Source organism: Nocardiopsis sp. NPDC055551 (assembly GCF_053619415.1).
In genome coordinates, this window is sequence record NZ_JBSHJJ010000002.1 from 60601 (window position 1) to 78997 (window position 18397).

At 69.1% G+C, this 18397-nt stretch carries 14 protein-coding genes; 8 read left to right on the forward strand and 6 right to left on the reverse strand.

From position 1 onward, the window contains the following. Nucleotides 1–11: 11 nt before the first annotated feature. The 4 genes from ACWGSK_RS04105 (at nucleotide 12) to ACWGSK_RS04120 (ending at nucleotide 4285) form a co-directional block, all read left to right on the forward strand. A complete protein-coding gene (locus ACWGSK_RS04105; RefSeq protein WP_358510340.1) occupies nucleotides 12–1184 on the forward strand; it encodes a glutamate--cysteine ligase in 1173 nt (390 codons plus the stop codon). Nucleotides 1185–1214: 30 nt separating this feature from the next. Continuing rightward, nucleotides 1215–2450, forward strand: a complete 1236-nt coding sequence (locus ACWGSK_RS04110) for a M20 family metallopeptidase (protein WP_358510337.1) — start codon at nucleotides 1215–1217, stop codon at nucleotides 2448–2450. 90 nt (nucleotides 2451–2540) lie between these two features. Continuing rightward, the gene (locus ACWGSK_RS04115) at nucleotides 2541–3638 is read left to right on the forward strand and encodes an adenosine deaminase (protein WP_358510335.1); all 1098 of its coding nucleotides are present in this window, start codon (nucleotides 2541–2543) and stop codon (nucleotides 3636–3638) included. Then, nucleotides 3638–4285, forward strand: a complete 648-nt coding sequence (locus ACWGSK_RS04120) for a PH domain-containing protein (RefSeq protein ID WP_358510332.1) — start codon at nucleotides 3638–3640, stop codon at nucleotides 4283–4285. The genes ACWGSK_RS04115 and ACWGSK_RS04120 overlap by 1 nt, the downstream gene beginning before the upstream one ends. 477 nt (nucleotides 4286–4762) lie before the next feature. On the opposite strand, the gene ACWGSK_RS04125 is transcribed toward ACWGSK_RS04120, so the two are convergent. Beyond that, a complete protein-coding gene (locus ACWGSK_RS04125) occupies nucleotides 4763–5581 on the reverse strand; it encodes a purine-nucleoside phosphorylase (protein ID WP_358510329.1) in 819 nt (272 codons plus the stop codon). Between the two features lie 352 nt (nucleotides 5582–5933). Between ACWGSK_RS04125 and ACWGSK_RS04130 the strand changes: the two genes are divergently transcribed. From ACWGSK_RS04130 to ACWGSK_RS04140, 3 genes are all read left to right on the forward strand, one after another. Beyond that, the gene (locus ACWGSK_RS04130) at nucleotides 5934–7316 is read left to right on the forward strand and encodes an NAD(P)H-quinone dehydrogenase (RefSeq protein WP_358510326.1); all 1383 of its coding nucleotides are present in this window, start codon (nucleotides 5934–5936) and stop codon (nucleotides 7314–7316) included. 99 nt (nucleotides 7317–7415) lie between these two features. Continuing rightward, complete coding sequence (locus tag ACWGSK_RS04135; RefSeq protein ID WP_358510323.1) at nucleotides 7416–7748, forward strand: TFIIB-type zinc ribbon-containing protein; 333 nt, start codon at nucleotides 7416–7418, stop codon at nucleotides 7746–7748. A gap of 19 nt (nucleotides 7749–7767) precedes the next feature. Then, nucleotides 7768–8412: an AAA family ATPase gene (locus ACWGSK_RS04140; protein ID WP_358510320.1), complete on the forward strand. Its 645-nt coding sequence runs from the start codon at nucleotides 7768–7770 to the stop codon at nucleotides 8410–8412. A 63-nt stretch (nucleotides 8413–8475) separates the two neighbouring features. Here the strand turns inward: ACWGSK_RS04140 and ACWGSK_RS04145 are convergent, their stop codons facing one another. From ACWGSK_RS04145 to ACWGSK_RS04165, 5 genes are all read right to left on the reverse strand, one after another. Continuing rightward, nucleotides 8476–9717 (reverse strand): chemotaxis protein CheA, encoded by a 1242-nt coding sequence (locus ACWGSK_RS04145; protein WP_358510464.1) that lies wholly within the window; start codon nucleotides 9715–9717, stop codon nucleotides 8476–8478. Nucleotides 9718–9920: 203 nt separating this feature from the next. Next, nucleotides 9921–11360: a dicarboxylate/amino acid:cation symporter gene (locus ACWGSK_RS04150; protein ID WP_358510317.1), complete on the reverse strand. Its 1440-nt coding sequence runs from the start codon at nucleotides 11358–11360 to the stop codon at nucleotides 9921–9923. Nucleotides 11361–11782: 422 nt separating this feature from the next. Then, on the reverse strand, nucleotides 11783–13540 hold the full coding sequence (locus ACWGSK_RS04155) for an acetyl/propionyl/methylcrotonyl-CoA carboxylase subunit alpha (RefSeq protein WP_358510314.1): 1758 nt from the start codon (nucleotides 13538–13540) through the stop codon (nucleotides 11783–11785). A gap of 88 nt (nucleotides 13541–13628) precedes the next feature. Beyond that, complete coding sequence (locus ACWGSK_RS04160; RefSeq protein ID WP_358510311.1) at nucleotides 13629–13868, reverse strand: acyl-CoA carboxylase subunit epsilon; 240 nt, start codon at nucleotides 13866–13868, stop codon at nucleotides 13629–13631. Then, entirely contained in the window at nucleotides 13865–15475 is a 1611-nt protein-coding gene (locus ACWGSK_RS04165) for an acyl-CoA carboxylase subunit beta (protein ID WP_358510308.1), read from the reverse strand. The genes ACWGSK_RS04160 and ACWGSK_RS04165 overlap by 4 nt, the downstream gene beginning before the upstream one ends. Nucleotides 15476–15737: 262 nt before the next feature. Here ACWGSK_RS04165 and ACWGSK_RS04170 point away from each other — a divergent pair, with 262 nt between their 5' ends. Next, nucleotides 15738–18383, forward strand: coding sequence for a phosphoenolpyruvate carboxylase (locus ACWGSK_RS04170; protein ID WP_452455217.1), 2646 nt, complete (start codon nucleotides 15738–15740; stop codon nucleotides 18381–18383). Nucleotides 18384–18397: the final 14 nt, after the last annotated feature.

Genomic DNA, 18397 nt, shown 5'->3' on the forward strand with positions numbered 1-18397 from the left:
GCGGAGGGCAGATGGGAATCGCATTCAAGTCATCCGAACGTGCGACGTTAGGCGTGGAGTGGGAACTCCAGATCGTCGATCGGAACAGTCGCCACCTGCGTCAGGAGGCGCGGGAACTCCTCGCGGAACTCCCGGACCTCAGTGCCGACGCGGCGGTACCCCCGCTGCGCCACGAACTCATGCAGTCCCAGATCGAGGTGGTGACGGGGATCTGCGAGACGGTGGAGGAGGCCAAGCGCGACCTCGCCCGCAACGTCGGCCGGATGCGTGAGGTGCTGGAGCCCCGTGGCGCCGTCCTGACGTGTTCGGGCACGCATCCGATGGACCACTGGCAGGACCAGTCGCTCAGTCCGGGCGAGCGCTACGGCGAGCTGGTGGAGCAGATGCAGTGGTTGGCCCGGCGCATCCTCACCTGTGGCGTTCATGTGCACGTCGGGGTGCGCGGCCAGGAGAAGGCCATTCCGATCGTGAACGCGCTCACGAAGTACATCCCTCATTTTCTTGCTTTGAGTGCTTCGTCCCCATTCTGGGGTGGATATGACACGGGACTGGCCTCCGCGCGGTCCATTGTCTTCGGTGCCCTCCCCACCTCCGGTCCGCCGCCCAACCTCCCTGGTTGGCCGGCTTTCGAGGAATACCTCGAAACCCTTCTCAAGGCAGGTACCATCGCCTCTATCAAGGAAGTGTGGTGGGACATCCGTCCGCACCCGGACTTCGGCACCATCGAGATCCGGATGTTCGACGGGATTCCCACCTTGCGCGAGGTGGGAATGGCCGCCGCTCTCTCCCAGAGCCTGGTGGAGTTGTTCGATCACCAGCTCGACCGCGGGTACGGCTTGCCCAGCCCGCCGTCCTGGGTGGTGAACGACAACAAGTGGCGGGCCACCCGTTACGGACTCGACGCTCGTGTCATCACGGACTCGTACGGAACCACCGTCCCGATCCGGGACGACCTGTACGAGCTGGTCCGCGAGTTGACCCCGGTCGCCGCCCGCCTGGGCTGCGCGGAGGACCTGGACCTGATCTCCGAGATCCTGGACAAGGGCGCCTCCTACGAACGCCAGCGTGCGGTCGTCTCCCAGGGAGGCTCGCTCCAGGACGTCGTGGACCTGCTGGCCGGCGAGTTCGACGCGGACCCCACCCGTGCCACGGTCGGCGTCGGTGACGGAGCCGGCGCACGATAACGACGTGTGAAGTAATAGAGGGGACCCTCCATGCGGGGACGTGACCTGCCGGAACAGTTGACCGCTTTTCTGGCGCGCCATGAACGGGAGCTCACGGGCTTCCGCCGGGACCTGCACATGCACCCGGAGCTCGCGTTCGCCGAGCACCGCACCACGGGTCGTCTCGCCGAACGTCTTCGCGCGGTCGGTCTGGAACCCAAGGAACTGCCCCAGGGCACCGGTCTGATCTGTGACGTCGGTGAGGGCCCCGGCCCCCTGGTCGCCCTTCGCGCCGACATCGACGCCCTCCCCCTGGCGGACGAGAAGGACGTCCCCTACCGCTCCACCGTCCCGGGCGCCGCGCACGCCTGCGGACACGACGTGCACACCACGGTCCTGCTGGCCACGGGGATCTTCCTCGCCCAGCAGGCCCGTGCGGGTGCGCTGCCCGGCCGAGTGCGGCTCCTCTTCCAGCCCGCCGAGGAGCTGCCCGGCGGGGCGGTGGAGGTGGTCAACGCCGGCGGGATGGAGGACGTACAGCGCGTCTTCGCCCTGCACTGCGACCCCCGGCTGATGGTCGGCAGGGTGGGGCTGCGCACGGGTGGCATCACCGCCGCCTGTGACCAACTCCTGGTCCGCCTGTCCGGACCGGGCGGCCACACCGCCCGTCCGCACCTGACCTCCGACCTGGTCTACGCCCTGGGCAAGGTGGTCACCGAACTTCCCGCGGTGCTGTCCCGACGCATCGACCCACGGGCCGGGTTCAGCCTGGTCTGGGGCCGCATCAGCGCCGGTTCGGCCCCCAACGTCATCCCCGACGACGCCGTGGCCGAGGGCACCGTGCGCTGCCTGGACGACGAGGCCTGGCACCAGGCCCCCGACATCGTCAAGGGGCTGGTGGAGTCGGTGGCGTCCGCCTACGGAGCCGACACCGAGGTCACCTACCGTCGTGGAGTGCCGCCCACCATCAACGAGGCCACCAGCGTCGACATCATGCGCGAGGCCGTCACCCTGGCACTGGGCCCCGACGCGGTCGCCCCCACCGCGCAGAGCCTGGGCGGGGAGGACTTCGCCTGGTACCTGGAGCACGCTCCCGGTGCGTTGGCCCGGCTGGGCACCCACTCCCCGGACTGGGACGGTCCCATGCTCGATCTGCATCGGGGCACCTTCGACGTCGACGAGCGCGCCATCGGCGTGGGCACCCGCTTCATGGTCACCACCGCGCTCACCGCGCTGTGGGACATCACCCGCGAGGGCGTGCACGCGGACCGAGAGGCGCTCGCCTGACCAGTACCCGACCGGTGGCTTCTGCCGGATTCTCGGCAACTTCGTGCCGCCCCGTCGGGTGCGCTCACCTCCCAGTGGCATCCTGATGAGATGAATCAGCCACTGACTGTCGAACAGATCCGGAGGGCGCCGAAGGTGCTCCTCCACGACCACCTCGATGGCGGTCTTCGTCCGTCCACGGTGGTGGAACTCGCCCGCGAGACGGGCTACAAGGGACTGCCCACCTACGACGCGGAGGAACTGGGCCACTGGTTCCGGGAGGCCTCCGACTCCGGTTCGCTGGAGCGGTACCTGGAGACCTTCGCCCACACCACGGCGGTCATGCAGACCCGTGAGTCCCTGGTGCGGGTCGCCGCGGAGGCGGCCGAGGACCTGGCCGCCGACGGCGTGGTCTACGCCGAGCAGCGCTACGCTCCCGAACAGCACCTGGAGGCCGGGCTCAGCCTGGAGGAGGTCGTCGAGGCCGTCCAGGAGGGGCTGGACCTGGGGCGCAAGCGTGCGGCCGACGCCGGGAACGACATCCGCACCGGGCAGCTGGTGACCGCGATGCGGCACGCGGCGCGCTCCTCGGAGATCGCCGAGTTGGCGGTCCGCTACCGCGACCAGGGCGTGTCCGGTTTCGACATCGCGGGGGCGGAGGCCGGCAACCCGCCCACCCGACACCTGGACGCGTTCGAGTACCTGCGTCGGGAGAACTTCCACTTCACCATCCACGCCGGTGAGGCGTTCGGGTTGCCCTCCATCTGGGAGGCGCTCCAGTGGTGCGGCTGTGACCGTCTCGGCCATGGCGTGCGCATCATCGACGACATCACCGTCGAGGAGAACGGTGCCCCGCGCCTGGGCCGGTTGGCCCAGTACGTGCGGGACAAGCGGGTGCCGCTGGAGATGTGCCCGAGCTCCAACATCCAGACCGGTGCCGCCGATTCCATCGCCGAACACCCGATCGGGCTGCTGCGCGACCTGCGCTTCCGGGTCACCGTCAACACCGACAACCGGCTCCAGAGCGGCGTCACCCTGTCGGAGGAGTTCGCCAAGCTCAGCGAGGCGTTCGGCTACGGCTGGGACGACTTGCAGTGGTTCACGGTCAACGCCATGAAGTCGGCGTTCCTGCCCTTCGACGAGCGGTTGTCGCTGATCAACGGGATCATCAAGCCGGGGTTCGCGCAGTTGAAGTGGGCGACGAACTGATGACATCGGGTAGAGACGGCGCCCGGGGCGCCACCGTCACCCACGCCTCCACCTCCTCTCGGGTGATGGCGATCGTGTGGATCGTCATCGCGGCCCTGCTGTTGGTGGACCTGGTGCTGCGGGGCAGCGACCGGATGGCCTGGATCGCCGGTTCGGTCCTGCTGCTGACCGTCGCGTGCGTCTACCTGGCCTGGCTGCGCCCTCGGGTGGTCTCCACCCCACGGGGGATCAGGATGGTCAACCCGTTGCGGGAGACGTTCGTGCCCTGGGCGTCCGTGGTGTGGGTGGACGTCGTGGACGTGCTGCGGGTGCACACGCCCGAGGGCGAGTTCCGTTCCTGGCCGCTGCGGGAGACCAAGCGGGCCAAGGTCCGGGAGAACCTGCGCCGGGACTCCGGCTACCTGGATTCGGGCGAGGACGAGGATCCCACCAAGATGCGCCCGGTGGAACTGATCGCGCGGGACCTGCGCCAGGACGCCGAGCGGTACAAGGCGCGTCCGCTGCCCGGACCCATCAAGGTGGTCGCCGAGGAGGGCCCCGCCGCGTTGGGCGCCGAGGACCGACCGCAGACGATGGTCCCCTTGGAGGTGATCGTGGTCGGGGTGGCCGCCGTGGTGCAGCTCGTGGCGGTCCTGCTGCTGACCTGAGTCACGCTTTCCCCGGATCGAACCCGGTCCCCGCACGGCGGGCGGCCGGGTTCCGTCTTCGCCGAATTCGGGGTTGACGCGCACCTGGAAGTTCTGGTTAGGTTAGGCATGCCTAAGGGAGAGTGTTCCGGGTGGGCGGGCTTCGCGCGGATGGCCACCCACCCGGACCTTCTTTCCAAGGCACGCGCGCGGTTCAACCGAATAATGGGAAGTAAGAGGTGTCGCTCGTCGCGAGTCCAACGGGGTCTGCGGGGATCCCGCGCGGCGGCACACCGGGGAAAGCACCACCTCCGACCGGAACCAAGGTCGGTACCGTCCACCCCATGGCCTCGGGGTGTACGCTCGCCACGCCGGTACCGACCACGTCGGTTCCGGTCGGAGGTGCCCTGAATCCCACCTCTGGTATGAGGCGCGAAACGAGAGGGCCCGGTCACGACCGGGCCTTTCCCATGTTCGGCGTCTCGTGTTCGGCGGGGTTCAGAAGGAGGTCAGGACGCGGTTGATGAGTTCGCCGAGGCGGTGGGAGCGCCGCTCGACGATCTCCAGCGCCCTCCCCTCCTCGAACGGCTCGAACACCGCGCCGGCCGCGTCGTTGCTGACGATGGTCAACCCGAGGACCTCGGCGCCCATCTCCACGGCCGCGACGGTCTCCAGGGCGATCGACCGCCCCACCACGTCCGCGCCCGCCTGACGCAGGATCTTGAGTTCGGCCGGGGTCTGTAGCTGCGGACCCGAGGTCGCCACGTACACGCCTTCGGGCAGTGACGCGTCCACTTCGCGGGCGATCTCGCGCAGTCGCGTGCTGTAGGCCGCGCTCATGTCCACGAAGTCGGGGCCCACCAGGGGCGACCGCGCGGTCAGGTTGATGTGGTCGCGCAGGATCACCGGTTGCCCGGGCGCGAAGTCGGTGCGCAGGGAACCGGATGATCCGGTGAGCACGACCACCTCGGCGCCGGCGGCGATGCCGGTGCGCACGGCGTGCGCGACCGTCATCGCGTCGTGCCCCTCGTACATGTGCACCCGCCCCATGAACGCGACCACGCGCTTGTCGCCCACCCACATGCTGCGGACGCGTCCGCTGTGTCCCTCGGCGGTGGGTTCGACGAACCCGGGTAGTTCGACGGCGTCGAACTCGATGTCCGCCGAACCCAGGGTGTCGACCGCTCCGGTCCAGCCGGAGCCGAGCACCACCAGGGCGTCGAAACTGTCGGCGCCGGCCCGGGTGAGCAGCTCCTTGGCCGCCTCCGTCGCCAGCGCCTTCGCGTCACCGGTCGTCCGTTGCTCTGATTCACTCACAAGTCGGATGCTATCGCTGGGTCATCACATAACTCCGGAACGCAACGCTCTGTGGTGGTGTCGGCCTGGTGGGCGTTCTGAGTCGGAACGGAGGCGAACGAATCGGTCACCGTTGGTGAACTCCCCTGGTGCCCACGGGTGGTGTTCGTCGCATCCGGGCAGGTCGTGGGTTCGGACACGAGGGGCCACCTGCGTGCGGGGCGGTGACGTGCGGGGCGCCTGCGGTTTTCGGCGGTCCGTATGGCCGACAATGGAGGAAAGCGATAAATCCTAGTGGTGGCCTGTCGTGCCCGAATGTCCACCCGGACCGGGAACGGGCATGGCGCATCACCGGCAGAGGGAGTGAGGCAGCGTGACGAAGGTCGTGATCATCGGTGGCGGGCCCGGGGGCTACGAGGCGGCATTGGTCGCAGCGCAGCTCGGCGCGGACGTGACGGTGGTGGAACGCGACGGCATCGGCGGCGCCTGCGTCCTCACCGACTGCGTTCCCTCCAAGAGCCTCATCGCCACCTCCACCCGTACGACCTATGTACGCGAGTCGTCGTTCCTGGGCATCAACATCCCCGAGGTCGCGGAGGGCGAGCAGGCGGTCGAGGTCGACATCCGGCACGTGAACGGTCGGATCAAGCGCCTGGCCCGGGCCCAGTCCGAGGACACCCGAGCGCGCCTGGTCAAGGAGGGGGTCGACGTCCTGGTCGGCGAGGCCCGCCTGGTCGACCCGCACATCGTGGCCGTCGGCGACCAGCGCATCCGCGCCGACGTCATCCTGCTGGCCACGGGAGCCCACCCCCGTGAGCTGCCCACCGCGGTGCCGGACGGGGAACGCATCCTCACGTGGCGCCACCTCTACGACCTGGAGGAACTTCCCGAGCGGCTCATCGTGGTCGGTTCCGGTGTCACCGGGGCCGAGTTCGCCAGTGCTTACCAGGCGCTGGGCTCCGACGTCACCCTCGTCTCCTCGCGCAAGCTGGTCATGCCCACCCAGGACTCCGACGCCGCCCAGGTGTTGGAGGGCGTCTTCGCCCGCCGTGGCATGACGGTCCTCAGCCAGACCCGCGCCGAGTCGGTGGTACGCACCGAGGACGGCGTACGCGTCACCCTCTCCGACGGTCGCACGGTCGACGGCAGCCACTGCCTCATGACCGTCGGCATGATCCCCAACACCGACGGACTGGGCCTGCAGGAGGCCGGGGTCGGTCTTGGCGACGGCGGCTTCGTCGAGGTGGACCGGGTCTCCCGCACCACCGTCCCCGGTGTCTACGCCGCCGGTGACTGCACCGGCGTGAACATGCTGGCGTCCGTCGCCGCGATGCAGGGACGCATCGCGATGTGGCACGCCCTGGGCGAGGCCGTGGCCCCGCTCCAGCTGTCCACCGTCGCCTCCACCGTGTTCACCCACCCCGAACTGGCCGCGGTGGGCATCAGCGAGGACGACATCCGCAGTGGTCGGGTGGACGGCCGGATCGTGACCCTGCCGCTCAACACCAACCCGCGCGCCAAGATGACCCAGGTCAAGGAGGGCTTCGTCAAGCTCATCTGTCGTCAGCACACCGGCATCGTCCTGGGCGGCGTCATCGTGGGCCCGCGCGCCAGTGAGCTCATCCTGGGTGTGTCGATAGCGGTCCAGCAGCGCCTGACCGTGGACGACATCGCGCACACCTTCTCCGTGTACCCGTCGCTGTCCGGCAGCGTCACCGAGGCGGCCCGCTCCCTCATGCTGGCCTCGCCCGAGTAACCGCGGAACCCGCCCGCCGTGTGGATCTGTGCAGGACACACGGCGGGTTCCGGTCAGGTCTTTAACCGTTTTTGACGGGAATCCTCCTAGCCTTCGGGCGTGATCTGCCCGAAATGCCAAAGTCCAATGCGCACCTTCGACCGTCAAGGCGTCCATATCGACCGCTGCGACGGTTGTCAGGGCATCTTCCTCGACCGGGGTGAACTGGAGCGCATCGTCACCGCCGAAGAGCGCCATTACGGCATCACGCCGTCCGCTCCGACCATGCCACCGCCCCCGGACCCCTACAGCCCGAGCCGCGGCCGAGGTGCCTACCCCGACTCTCCGGGTGGTTACCGACCGGACTCCCCACGTGGATACCGCGGCTACCGTGACTCGCCCCGGCCCTACCGCCGTCGGCGCAAGGGTTTCCTGGAACAGCTCTTCGACTGATCCGGGTGGTGAGTCGACCATGCACCCCTTGATCTGCGGACACTGCGGCGATTGGGATCCCGAGCCGGACACGAGCGCGGGACCGCATCTGCTGCGTTGTGCCTCCTGCGGGCACACCCGGCCCTTCCAGCGGCTGCCGTTGCTGTGCGTGGCCGGGCCCAGCGGGACCGGGAAGTCCACCGTGGCCCGTGCCCTGCTGACCGGGTTGAGCGACCGTTTCGTCGTCCTCGAACAGGACCTGCTGTGGGTGGGCGGCCTACGGGACCCCGCCGACGACCACCGTCTGTTCCGTTCCACCTGGCTGCGTACCGCCGCCATGGTGCAACAGAGCGGGCGGCCCGTCGTGCTGTGCGGGACGGTGGCGCCACCGGAGTTGGAGTACCTGCCCGAGCGGGCCCTGTTCGACGGGGTGCACTACCTGGTGCTCACCTGCGACCCGCAGGTCCTCACCCGACGGCTGCTGTCCCGACCGGCCTGGCGGGACTGGGACCGGGAACGTGTCGACGAGACCCTGGAGTACCAGGAGTGGCTGGTGGCCGAGGCCGACCGGCTCGAAGCGCCGCTGACCCTGCTGGACACCACGGGTACGCCCCCGGCGCAGACCGCCGAGGCGGTGCGCCGGTGGGTGCTCGAACGGGCGGAGACGTTCGTTCCCGCCGAATGAGACGACGAAGGGCCCCGGGGACGGTGTGAACCGTTCCCCGAGGCCCTCGTTCGTCGTCAGGCGTCAGAAGTCGAAGCCGCCGAAGTCCCCGAAGTCGCCACCGCCGTCGAAGTCGCCGCCACCGAGGTCGCCACCGGCGTCCTCCATGCCCGCGCCCATCATCCCGGCGCCCATCATCGACCCCATCATGGAGCCCATCATCATGCCGGTGAACATGCCCATCATCATGTTCATGCCGAAGTAGCCGCCCGCGTAGGGGGCGTAGGCCGGACCGGCTTCGTAGTAGGGACGACGGTCACCGTCGACCTCCACCATGCGCACGTCCGGCTGTCCTCCGGTGCGCACCGCCTGGGCGCACACGGGGCACGCGGTGACCGAACGGGGAGAGCCACCGGGCGGTGCCCAGGTGACGTCCTCGCTGGACGGGCCGTGCTGTGGGTTGAAGAAGCAGGGGCCGCGTCGCGCGGGTACCGGGTCGCCGTTCATCCGGGCCCGGGTGGCCGTCATGTAGTACCGGCCGTCCTCCAAAGCGCCGGTGACCGCCTTGATCTGCTCCGGCTCCTGGATGGTGTCCAGCAGCGACTTGGCCTGGTCGTAGGAGTCCATGGCCCGCGAGTAGTCGTTGCGGGTCGCTTCGTCCACCGCCGAGAGGTCGATCTCCAGTCGGGCGACGTCCTCGCCGAGGCGTACGACGTCCTCGGTGGCCATCTGCTTGATCTCCTGGAGCTGCTTGGCCTTCTCGGCCTCGCGCTTTTGCCGGCTCTTGTACACGTACCAGCCGCCGGCCGCGACGACCAGTGCGAGGATGACCAGCATCACCAGACCGGAACCGCCACCTCCGGGCGCCTCGGCCGGGGCCTCGGTGGTCTCCACGGCCTGTGGCACCGCGGCGAGGGTGTCGATCTGGTTGCCGCCATCGTTGAGCGCGGTCTCCCGGATCGCCTCGGTGTCGTCCAGGTTCGGGGAGGTCACGTAGAAGTGGTCGCTACCGCCCAGGATCCCGTAGGCGCCGTCACCGACCTCGGACATGACGGGGGCCATGAGCGTGTTGACCCCGGCCTCGGAAGTGGCGGCCTCGAAGGGCAGGATCACGTAGTAGACGGGGGAGTCCGCGGCCTCTGCCGCGGCTTCCAGGGCTCCCTCGTCGGCGGTGGAGATCTGCTCGATGGACGGGTCGATGAAGACACCGTCGCCCTCCAGCTCCTCGACGATCTCCTGGGTGGTGGGTGCCTCGATCTCGGTGTCGGCCGCGGCGGGCATCGCCGCCGCGGTCATCACCGCCGCCGCGAGTCCGGCGGTCAGCACTGTGGTTCTTACCAAGCGGTGCGACATTTCGTTCCTCTCGCCTCCCTTATCCACGGTGACGAACAGGAGACCCGCTCAGTTCCCGAAGACGGGCCGATGTGCGCGGTTTCTCCATCGAGGTCGCCAGGTCACACGGGTACCCGACGCGAAGAGGCCCGTCGGAACACTTCCGACGGGCCTCTTGATCGGTTCGTGCGCGAGGGCTAGCTCTTCGCGCTCGTACCGGCGGTGGCGCGTTCGGCCTCGGGGTCGCGCTCCTCCGCCTCGGCGGACCGCTCCTCGGCGGACAGGGTGCCCGGCTCGTCCAGCGGGACGAAGCCGGTGGAACCCCGGGGGGCGTTGTAGCGGACAAGGTCGAGGATGCCCTCGCGCTTGGAGACGACGGCCGGGATCAGGGCCTGACCGGCGACGTTGGTCGCGGTGCGCCCCATGTCCAGGATCGGGTCGACGGCCAGCAGCAGACCCACGCCCTCCAGGGGCAGGCCCACCGTGGACAGGGTCAGGGTGAGCATGACCGTGGCGCCGGTGGTGCCCGCGGTCGCGGCCGAACCGATGACCGAGACGAACACGATCAGCAGGTAGTCGGTGAACGCCAGATCGATCCCGAAGAACTGGGCGACGAAGATCGCCGAGATCGCCGGGTAGATCGCGGCGCAACCGTCCATCTTGGTGGTCGCGCCGAACGGCACCGCGAACGCCGAGTAGTAGCGGGGCACGCCCAGGTTCTGCTCGGTGACCCGCTGGGTGACGGGCATGGTGCCCATCGAGGAGCGGGACACGAAGCCCAGCTGGACCGCGGGCCACACCCCGGAGAAGTACTTGGCGGGCGAGAGCCCGTTGACCAGGGCGACCAGCGGGTAGACGACGAACAGCACCAGCGCCAGGCCGACGTAGATGGTGATCGTGAACTTGCCGAGTGCGCCGATGGTGGTCCAGCCGTAGCTGTAGACGGCGTTGCCCAGCAGACCCACGGTGCCGATCGGGGCCAGGCGGATGACCCACCACAGCGCCTTGAGCACGACCTGCAGGGTCGACTCGGTGAAGTTGATGAAGGGCTCGGCCGGCTTGCCGACCTTGATGGCGGCGATGCCCAGCACGACCGCGATGACGATCAGCTGCAGGGCGTTGAAGCTGAGGGAGGTGCTCAGGTCGTCGGCGTTGGTCTCGGCGGCCAGACCCAGGAAGTTGGCCGGCACCAGGCTCTCGATGAACGCGAGCCAGGAACCGTGGCTGGACGGTTCGGCCAGGTTGGAGTCGTCCACGGCGCTGTTGAGGCCGGGACGGATCGCCAGCCCGAGGGCGATGGCGATGGCGACCGAGACCAGCGCGGTGATCGCGAACCACAGAAGGGTCTTCCAGGCCAGACGCGCGGCGTTGGTGACGTTGCGCAGGTTGGCGATGGAGGAGATGACGGCGAGGACGATCAGCGGCGGCACGATCGTGCGCAGCAGGGTGACGAAGGTGCTGCCGATGGTCTCCAGGGTGGTGGCGAGCCAGTTCGGCTCACCGTCGCCCACCGGTCCGATCTGGAGGGCGACCACACCGAGGGCGAGGCCGAGGACGAGGCCGAGGAGGACCTGGACTCCGAAGGACGGAAGCGGAAAGCGCCGCCTCTGCTTGACCTGGTCGGTCTGAGTGGACACGGAAGTGGCTCCAAGCGAGATGCCGGAACGAGGGCACGCCATGGTGTGCGGGCGTACGAGGACTCCGGCTAGGGGAAACGGGTGGGTGTCACCGGAAAGGATGGTGACGACGGGGAAGGCGTGGCGGCGCGCAGCCCGGACGGGCGCGCGTGGACCTAGCTACACGCGTGGCTGGCGAAGCGGCACAGGTCGATGTGCCACCTTCGTGTCAGTCCCCAGATGTTCGTCACGATCGAGAACACTAGTCCGGTTTCCTTATGTTTTCCATACGCCCTCGAACGATTTCTGTCGCACCTCGACCCGGAAGCCTTGCTGTGCTGGATCTTCCCGCTTTCGAAGGCGATGAGGATCACCCCGAAGGGCCCGGACGGCGCAGGGGCGCCGCGGGACCCGCCCGCGACGCCCCTGGAACGAACCGACGCTCAGGCGTCCTTGATCTCGCAGATGATGGCGCCGTTGCCCACGGTCTCGCCCGGGGCGACCTTCAACCCGGTCACCGCACCGGCCTTGTGCGCGCTCAACGGCTGCTCCATCTTCATGGCCTCGATGACCACCACCGTGTCACCCTCGGCGACCTGGGCGCCCTCCTCGGCCACGACCTTGACCACGGTGCCCTGCATCGGTGAGACCAACGCGTCACCACTGACCACCGCCGCGCCGCCGCCCTTACGGGGGGCGCGCTTCCTCCTGCCATCGGTGGCGGGGGCGGCGGCCACGCCCAGGGAAGCGGGCAGGACCACCTCCACGCGCTTACCGCCGACCTCCACGGTCACGGTCTCCCGCTCGGCCGGCTCGGCGGAACCCGCCTCGCCCTCCCACGGGGTGATCGTGTTCTCGAACTCGGTCTCGATCCAGCGGGTGTAGACCCCGAACTCCTGGTCGGGGTCGGCGGGGGCGAACGCCTCGTCGGTCACCACGGCCTGGTGGAAGGGGATCACGGTGGGCATCCCACCGACGGTGAACTCGGCCAACGCCCGCCTGGAGCGCTGCAACGCCTCGGCGCGGGTGCGGCCGGTCACGATCAGCTTGGCCACCATCGAGTCGAAGGCCTGCGGGACGGTGAACCCGGCCTCGCAACCGGTGTCCACCCGCACCCCCGGGCCGGTGGGCAGGGACAGCTCGGTGATGGTGCCCGGGGCCGGCATGAAGCCCCGGCCCGGGTCCTCGGCGTTGATCCGAAACTCCAAGGAGTGGCCGCGCACGGCCGGGTCGTCATAACCCAGTTCCTCGCCGTCGGCGACGCGGAACATCTCCCGCACCAGGTCGATACCGGTCACCTCTTCGGTGACGGGGTGCTCGACCTGCAGACGGGTGTTGACCTCCAGGAAGGAGATGGTGCCGTCGACACCGACCAGGAACTCACAGGTGCCCGCGCCCACGTACCCGGCCTCCTTGAGGATGGCCTTGGAGGAGGCGTACAGGCGTTCCATCTGATCCTGATCGAGGAACGGCGCGGGGGCCTCCTCCACCAGTTTCTGGTGGCGGCGCTGCAGCGAGCAGTCGCGGGTGGAGACCACCACGACGTTGCCGTGGGCGTCGGCCAGACACTGGGTCTCCACGTGCCGGGGCTTGTCCAGGTAGCGCTCCACGAAGCACTCACCACGCCCGAACGCCGTCACCGCCTCGCGCACGGCCGACTCGTAGGCGTCGGGGACCTCTTCCAGGGTGTAGGCCACCTTCAGTCCGCGCCCGCCACCGCCGAAGGCGGCCTTGATCGCGATCGGCAGCCCGTGCTCTCGGGCGAAGGCCACGACCTCCTCGGCCGAGGTGACCGGGTCGGGGGTGCCGGCCACCAGAGGGGCGCCGACCTTCTGCGCGATGTGGCGGGCCTGGACCTTGTCGCCCAGCGCGGTGATCGCCGCCGGGGGCGGACCGATCCAGGTCAGGCCGGCGTCGATGACGGCCTGGGCGAACTCGGCGTTCTCGGCCAGGAACCCGTATCCGGGGTGCACGGCGTCGGCGCCGGCGGTGGCGGCGATGGCCAGGAGTTTGTCGATGGCCAGGTAGGAGTCGGCCGGGGTGGACCCGCCCAACGAGTGGGCCTGGTCGGCGATCTTGACGTGCAGGGCGTCCAGGTCGGGTTCGGCGTAGACGGCCACGCTCTCGATGCCGGCGTCACGGCAGGCGCGGGCGATGCGTACGGCGATCTCACCACGATTGGCGATCAGTACTTTGCGCACGATGGGAAAACCTCCAGCTGGGGCGCGGAGCGGATCACGCGCCGACCGCTCAACGAAGAGTCTAGGGAACGAAGGAGCACGGCAAAGCTCATCTCGTGCTCATGCGCCAGGCGCCGGGGCCGGGGCGCAAGGGGGTACGCATACCGCGTGATCGGTCGCGCCATCCGGACGTGGACCGCGCGGGTTCGCCCTTCTCGGCCGCGGCACGGGCCGCCGCCGCGCGGGCGGTGAGCACGGCCGTGAGCGCGGCGAGCTCCTCGGCGGAGGGTTCACCGCGCACCACGACCAGGTGCGGTGGTCTGTCCGATGACGGGTTCGGCGCGCTCACAGCGGAATGTTCCCGTGCTTCTTGGGCGGAAGCTGCTTGCGCTTGTTGCGCAGCGCCTTGAGCGCCTTGGCGATCTGGGTCCGCGTCTCGGAGGGCATGATGACTCCGTCGACGTAGCCGCGCTCGGCCGCCGCGTACGGGTTCAACAGGGTGTCCTCGTACTCGCCGACCAGACGGGTCCGCTCGGCCTCGACGTCCTCGGCCCCGGCCAGGGTGCGCCGGTGCAGGATGTTCACCGCGCCCTGGGCGCCCATGACCGCGATCTGCGCGGTGGGCCAGGCCAGGTTGATGTCCGCGCCCAGGTGCTTGGAGCCCATCACGTCGTAGGCGCCGCCGAAGGCCTTGCGGGTGATCACCGTGATCAGGGGGACCGTGGCCTCGGCGTAGGCGTACAGGAGCTTGGCGCCACGACGGATGATGCCGTCCCATTCCTGGTCGGTGCCGGGCAGGAAGCCGGGCACGTCCACGAAGGTCAACACCGGGACGTTGAAGGCGTCACAGGTGCGTACGAACCGGGCGGCCTTCTCGGAGGCGTCGATGTTCAGACAACCCGCGAAGCTCATCGGCTGGTTGGCGACGATACCGACGGACCGTCCGTCCACCCGGCCGTAGCCCACCACGATGTTGGTCGCGAAGCGCTCGTGCACCTCCAGGAAGTCACCGTCGTCCAGGACGGCCTCGATGACCCGCTTGATGTCGTAGGGCTGGTTGGCCGAGTCCGGGATGAAGGTGTCCAGGGCCAGGTCGCCGTCGGTGACCTCTTCACCGAGGTCCTCCTCGGGGGCCAGACTCGGCGGGTCCTCAAGGTTGTTGTCCGGCAGGTGCGACAGGAGCGTCTTGACGTAGTCGATGGCGTCTTGTTCGTCGGCGCCCATGTAGTGGGCCACGCCCGACGTGCCGGAGTGGGTGGCGGCGCCGCCCAGCTCCTCCATGGACACGTCCTCACCGGTGACGGTCTTGATCACGTCGGGTCCGGTGATGAACATCTGGGAGGTCTTGTCGACCATCACCACGAAGTCGGTCAGGGCCGGCGAGTACACGTGTCCGCCCGCGGTGGCCCCCATGATCAGGGAGATCTGCGGGATCACCCCTGAGGCGTGGGTGTTGCGCTTGAAGATCTCGGCGTACAGCCCGAGCGCGACCACACCCTCCTGGATGCGGGCGCCGCCACCCTCGTTGATGCCCACCACGGGGCACCCGTTGGTGAGGGCGTGGTCGAGGGCTTTACAGATCTTCTCACCGTAGACCTCGCCCAGTGACCCACCGAAGACGGTGACGTCCTGGCTGAACACCGCGATCGGGCGCCCGTCCACGGTTCCGTGCCCGGTCACGACGCCGTCGCCGTAGGGGCGGTCGGCGTCCAACCCGAAGTTGGTCGAGCGGTGGCGGGCCAGGGCGTCGAACTCCACGAACGAGCCGGGATCGAGCAGTGCGTCGATCCGCTCGCGCGCGGTCATCTTGCCCTTCGCGTGCTGTTTTTCGACAGCCCGTCGGGACCCGGCGTGCACGGCTTCGTACCTACGTCGTTGCAGGTCCGCGAGCTTGCCGGCGGTCGTGTGTATGTCGATCTCGGAAGCGGAGAGCGGTTCAGGGGCTTCGGTGGCCATAACTGCTCAGGGTAGCTCCGGGGATCCCGTGGGCCCGAAGGTGCCCCTTGCTTACTTGTCGGGTCGGGGGGTCCGGGTGGACTCGGAGCCAGGAGGGCGCGTCGGGCCGGGAAGGGCGGGAAAGCCGTCCGATATACCGAAAAATGCGTGAGCCGCTGTGAATTCGCCCGCCCTCGGCACAATTGTTAACGCGATGGCAAAGCGAGCGCGAACACACCCCCGACCGTGTGTGTGCAGGGGTGATCTCGGTATCGTCGGCCACATGACAGCGGTTAGCGCAGAACGTGACAGTGCCCGGCAGGAAGTACCCGAGCAGCTCAGGAATGACGTCAAATTGCTCGGCGAGATGCTCGGAACGGTCCTCGCCGAAAGCGGCGGTGAGGAACTGCTCGCCGATGTCGAGAAACTCCGCCACGCCGTGATCGGGGCCCGCGACGGCTCCGTCACCACCGAGGAGATCACCGCGATCGTCGGTGCCTGGCCGCTGGAACGCGCCAAGCAGGTCGCCCGCGCGTTCACGGTCTACTTCCACCTCGCCAACCTGGCGGAGGAACACCAGCGCATGCGCGCCCTGCGCGAGCGCGACGACGCCGCGAACCCGCCCCACGAGTCCCTGGCCGCCGCGGTGCGCGCCATCCGTGCGGGCGACGGCGGCGAGGAACGGCTCGCCGAGCTGGTCGCGGGCATGGAGTTCCACCCGGTCCTCACCGCCCATCCCACCGAGGCGCGACGCCGCGCCGTGTCCACCTCCATCCTGCGGGTCAGCTCCGAACTGGACGCCTGGCACGGCGCCCACGAGGGCAGCACCGCGGCGGGCGAGGCGCACCGTCGCCTTCTGGAGGAGATCGACCTTCTCTGGCGCACCTCGCAGCTTCGCTACACCAAGCTCGACCCGCTGGACGAGGTGCGCACCGCCCTGGCCGCCTTCGACGAGACGATCTTCTCCACCATCCCGCAGGTGTATCGGACCCTGGACGCCGCCATCGACCCCGAGGGCACCGGCACCCGCGCACCCCGGGCCACCCCCTTCGTTCGTTACGGCAGCTGGATCGGCGGCGACCGTGACGGCAACCCGTTCGTCACCCACGAGGTGACCCGGGAAGCCATCACCATCCAGTCCGAACACGTCCTCCGTGCCCTGGAGAAGGCCTGCGAACAGGTGGGACGCACCCTCACCGTCTACTCCAACCTCACCCCCGCCGACCGGGGCCTGCTCGACACCCTCGCCGAGGCCAAGGCCGCCTACCCGTCGCTGATGGCCGAGGTCGAGAAGCGTTCGCCCAACGAACCCCACCGCCAGTTGCTGCTCCTGGCCACCGCACGGCTGCGTGCCACGCGCGAACGCGACGCCGACCTCGCCTACCCCGGCGCCGAAGCGTTCCTCGCCGACCTGCGCCTGGTGCAGGAATCCCTGGTCGCCGCCGGGGCCGTACGACAGGCCTACGGCGAACTCCAGCACGTGGTGTGGCAGGCCGAGACCTTCGGTTTCCACCTGGCCGAACTGGAGATCCGTCAGCACAGCGAGGTGCACGCGGCCGCGCTCGCCGAACTGGAGGCGGGCGGCACGCTCTCCGAACGCACCGAGGAGGTGCTGGCCACCCTGCGCACCATCTCCTGGATCCAGGAGCGCTTCGGTGTGGAGGCCTGCCGTCGCTACATCGTCAGCTTCACCCGTACGGCCGAGGACATCGAGGCCGTGTACAAGCTGGCGACCTATGCCCTGCCGCCCAAGCGGGTGCCGGTCCTGGACGTCATCCCGCTGTTCGAGACCGGTGCCGACCTGGAGGCCTCGCCCCACGTCCTGGCCGGCATGCTCGACCTGCCCCAGGTGCGGCAGCGGCTGGTCGACAACGACCGTCGTCTGGAGGTCATGCTCGGCTACAGCGACTCCGCCAAGGACGTCGGCCCGGTCAGCGCGACCCTGCGCCTGTACGACACCCAGGCCCGCCTGGCCACGTGGGCCCGCGAGCAGGACGTACGCCTGACCCTCTTCCACGGTCGGGGCGGTTCCCTGGGCCGTGGCGGCGGCCCGGCCAGCCGCGCCCTGCTCGCCCAGGCCCCGGGCTCGGTGGACGGCCGGTTCAAGGTCACCGAACAGGGAGAGGTCATCTTCGCCCGCTACGGGCAGTCCGCCATCGCCCGTCGCCACATCGAACAGGTCGGCCACGCCGTCCTGATGGCCTCCACCGACGAGGTGCAGGAACGCGAACGCGCCGCCGCCGAGCGTTTCCGTCCCCACGCCGACACCATCGCCACCGCAGCCCAGGACGCCTACCTGGAGCTGATCGGCACCGAGGAGTTCGCGGTGTGGTTCTCCCAGGTGAGCCCGTTGGAGGAACTGGGAGAGCTGCGACTCGGGTCGCGTCCCTCCCGGCGTGGGGCGGCCAAGGGCCTGGACGACCTGCGGGCCATCCCGTGGGTGTTCGCCTGGACCCAGACCCGCGTCAACCTGCCCGGTTGGTACGGGCTCGGCACCGGCCTGGCCGCCATCGACGACCTGCCCACCCTCCAGGCCGCCTACCGGGAGTGGCCGATGTTCGCGTCGTTGCTGGACAACGCGGAGATGAGCCTGGCCAAGACCGACCGCACCATCGCGGAGCGGTACCTGGCGCTGGGCGGCCGTCCCGAGCTCACCGAGAAGGTGCTGGCCGAGTACGACCTGACCCGAAGCCTCGTCCTGCGAGTGACCGGGCATAGCCGTCTGCTGGAGAACCGCGCGATCCTGTCCCGCGCCGTGGATCTGCGCAACCCGTACGTGGACGCGCTCAGCCACCTACAGTTGCGGGCCCTTGAGGCGCTGCGCGGCGAGGAGGCGGACTCCCTGTCGGAACAGGACGGCCAGCACCTGGAGCGGCTGCTCCTGCTGTCCGTCAACGGCGTGGCCGCCGGCCTCCAGAACACCGGCTGATCGGCCCTCGACCG

What these genes read in the sequence shown, in the direction of transcription:
- ACWGSK_RS04105 (WP_358510340.1), top strand. Translation starts at nt 12, where the DNA reads ATGGGAATCGCATTCAAGTCATCCGAACGTGCGACGTTAGGCGTGGAG.
- ACWGSK_RS04110 (WP_358510337.1), top strand. Translation starts at nt 1,215, where the DNA reads ATGCGGGGACGTGACCTGCCGGAACAGTTGACCGCTTTTCTGGCGCGC.
- ACWGSK_RS04115 (WP_358510335.1), top strand. Translation starts at nt 2,541, where the DNA reads ATGAATCAGCCACTGACTGTCGAACAGATCCGGAGGGCGCCGAAGGTG.
- ACWGSK_RS04120 (WP_358510332.1), top strand. Translation starts at nt 3,638, where the DNA reads ATGACATCGGGTAGAGACGGCGCCCGGGGCGCCACCGTCACCCACGCC.
- ACWGSK_RS04140 (WP_358510320.1), top strand. Translation starts at nt 7,768, where the DNA reads ATGCACCCCTTGATCTGCGGACACTGCGGCGATTGGGATCCCGAGCCG.
- ACWGSK_RS04165 (WP_358510308.1), bottom strand. Translation starts at nt 15,475, where the DNA reads ATGGCCACCGAAGCCCCTGAACCGCTCTCCGCTTCCGAGATCGACATA.
- ACWGSK_RS04170 (WP_452455217.1), top strand. Translation starts at nt 15,738, where the DNA reads ATGACAGCGGTTAGCGCAGAACGTGACAGTGCCCGGCAGGAAGTACCC.